This is a genomic window from Tardiphaga sp. (genome assembly GCF_028290785.1).
GTDB lineage: Bacteria > Pseudomonadota > Alphaproteobacteria > Rhizobiales > Xanthobacteraceae > Tardiphaga.
The window spans coordinates 1-2,558 of the sequence record NZ_JAQGJD010000126.1 but is presented as its reverse complement, the minus strand read 5'-3'; the positions used below and the strand labels follow the sequence as shown (position 1 = coordinate 2,558).

The following is a 2,558-nucleotide window of genomic DNA, read 5'->3' as shown; positions in this document are numbered from 1 at the left end:
GGGACCCCTTCGTTCCGCTCTCGATGACGCTGATGGGCGGCCCGATCGATACAAGGCGCAATCCGACCGCGGTCAACAATCTTGCCGCCGAGCGCGGCATCGACTGGTTCCGCAACCACGTCATCACCAGGGTGCCGTTTCCGCATCCGGGCGTGGCGCGCGACGTTTATCCGGGCTTCCTGCAGCTCAACGGCTTCATCAGCATGAACCTCGACCGCCACATGGACGCGCACAAGAACCTGTTCAACCATCTGGTGCAGGGCGACGGCGACCTTGCCGACAAGCATCGCGACTTCTACGACGAATATCTCGCGGTGATGGACCTGACTGCAGAGTATTACCTGCAGACGGTCGATACGGTGTTCGTCAAGCACGCGCTGCCGAAGGGCGAGATGACCCATCGCGGCAAGAAGGTGGAACCCGCTGCCATCGTCAACGTCGCGCTGATGACAGTGGAAGGCGAGAACGACGACATCTCCGGCCTCGGCCAGACTGAAGCGACGCATGATCTGTGCTCGTCGATCCCCGATGATCGCCGCGTGCACTACGTGCAGAAGGGTGTCGGCCATTACGGTGTGTTCAACGGCTCGCGATTCAGATCGGAAATCGTGCCGCGCATTTCCGATTTCATGCTGACGGCAGCGAGCGCGAAGATCCGCGCGGCGGCTGCAGAGTAAAACGCTTCAGACATCGCGCGCAGCGACAGCGTTGACGCGGTGTCGTTGCGAATCGCGCGCGATGTTCGGTTTTCAAGGCGAAGACTGACTTTGTAAGCCTCTGAAATCAGGCGATGAAATCAGATTTCCCCGGTATTTTAAGAAATGAGGATTGTTTCACTTCATTAACGCCGGTTCCGGAGTTGTTTTGAATCGAGATTCCGGTTCCTGGCCCCATCCAGTAGGGGACAAATCAATTAGTGGCCCCGTATATTGGGCAAATGATTTGTTTTTGCGCTGAGCCATTCTCTTGGCGGCGGATATGGCAGAATCCGGTCGATCTCCTGACGACCGGACCTGCAGACATGGCCTTTCGCGCACTTCTTTATCGCCGTCCCGCCGAACCCGACACGCTTGCCGTCAAGCACGGCTCGCAAATCTTCTCCATTCGATTGCGACGGCATCGCCGCGCGCGGCGCTACACGCTGCGCATTCATCCAAGTGACCGCGAAGCGATTTTGACCATGCCGCCAAGGGGCACGCTGGCGGACGCGAAGGATTTCGCCGCCCGTCACGGCGGTTGGATCGCGGCGCGTCTGGGACGGTTGCCGAAGGCGGCGCCGTTCGAGGCCGGAACCGTGGTGCCGTTGCGCGGCACGCCGCATCGCATCGTGCATCGCGCCGGCTCGCGCGGCACGGTGTGGACAGAGGTGCGCGATAGCGGCGAGAAGATCCTCTGCGTCGCCGGCGAGGCCGAACACGTCGACCGCCGTGTGCACGACTTCCTCAAGCGCGAGGCGCGTGCCGATCTGCAGAAGGCCTCGACGCACTACGCCAGGGAACTTGGCGTCAAGGTGACGCGGTTGACGATCCGCGACCAGTCGAGCCGGTGGGGGTCGTGTACCTCGGCGGGGTCGCTGTCATTCTCGTGGCGGCTGATCCTGGCGCCACCCTATGTGCTGGACTACCTCGCCGCCCATGAAGTGGCGCATCTGGTGGAGATGAACCACTCCGCGAAGTTCTGGAAGGTGGTGGCGAAGATCTGCCCCGCCACCGAACGCGCCAAGACCTGGCTCGACACCCACGGCAACGACCTGCATCGATATGGGGTGCAGGACTAGACGCGCAGCGTCGTGTCCCGGACGCGGTGCGGCACTCTCGTGCCGCTCCGCAGATCCGGGATCCCGGTTTTTATCTCAATTGACCGGGACCCCGGCTTAGCAGCGCACCGCTTCGCGCTGCGCAGCATCCGGGGAACGCGTCTCACTTATCTCCCGAACAGCCGTTCCGTTAGCCAGCCATCCAGCCCGCTCGAGGCTTCGGGGCGCACATTCTGCTGCTGCGGCGGCGGCGGCGGCGCGCGCGTGCCGCCGTAGGAGGTTTGCGTCGGCGGCGCGGCCGGCTGCGGGCGGTTGCCGTTATAGACGGGTGCGCTCGGCACATAGCCCGGCGCCAGACCCTGCGGCGCTTGCGGCGTGACGCTGCCGGGCAGCACTTGCGCCGCCGCTGTTGACGCGGCCTGGGCGACGCTGGCGAAGAATCCGGATGGCTGCAGGCCGGGCACCGGCTCGGGCGCCAAGCCCTGATGTGCCGTCTTCATGAAGCGCGACCAGATCTCCACCGGCAATCCGCCGCCGGTGGCCTTCTTGGTCGGCGAGTTGTCGTCGTTGCCGAGCCAGACGCCGGTCACCAGCTTCGAGGTGTAGCCGATGAACCAGGCGTCGCGGAAATCCTGGCTGGTGCCGGTCTTGCCTGCCGCGCCCCAGCCCGCCAGGTCGGCCTTCTTGGCGCTGCCGGAGATCAGCGTCTCCTGCATCATGGTGTTCATCATCGCCACCGCGCGGCCGTCGATCACCGTGCCCAGCGAATCCGCCGGGCGGTTGTAGATCACCTTCTTGCCTT

General features: G+C 63.8%; 3 protein-coding genes. 2 read left to right on the top strand and 1 reads right to left on the bottom strand.

Features of this window, described 5'->3' with window-relative positions; translation table 11 throughout:
• Together phaZ and JWR89_RS07420 are read left to right on the top strand one after the other, a co-directional pair.
• On the top strand, nucleotides 1-677 hold a 677-nt coding region (gene phaZ, locus JWR89_RS07425), incomplete at its 5' end, for a polyhydroxyalkanoate depolymerase (protein ID WP_299713763.1).
• Between the two features lie 260 nt (nucleotides 678-937).
• A complete protein-coding gene (locus tag JWR89_RS07420) occupies nucleotides 938-1,777 on the top strand; it encodes a SprT family zinc-dependent metalloprotease (RefSeq protein ID WP_299713766.1) in 840 nt (279 codons plus the stop codon).
• Between the two features lie 146 nt (nucleotides 1,778-1,923).
• Here the strand turns inward: JWR89_RS07420 and JWR89_RS07415 are convergent.
• Nucleotides 1,924-2,558, bottom strand: a 635-nt coding sequence (locus JWR89_RS07415; RefSeq protein WP_299713761.1) for a penicillin-binding transpeptidase domain-containing protein, incomplete at its 5' end; no start/stop codon positions are given.

What these genes read in the sequence shown, in the direction of transcription:
- JWR89_RS07420 (WP_299713766.1), top strand. Translation starts at nt 938, where the DNA reads ATGATTTGTTTTTGCGCTGAGCCATTCTCTTGGCGGCGGATATGGCAG.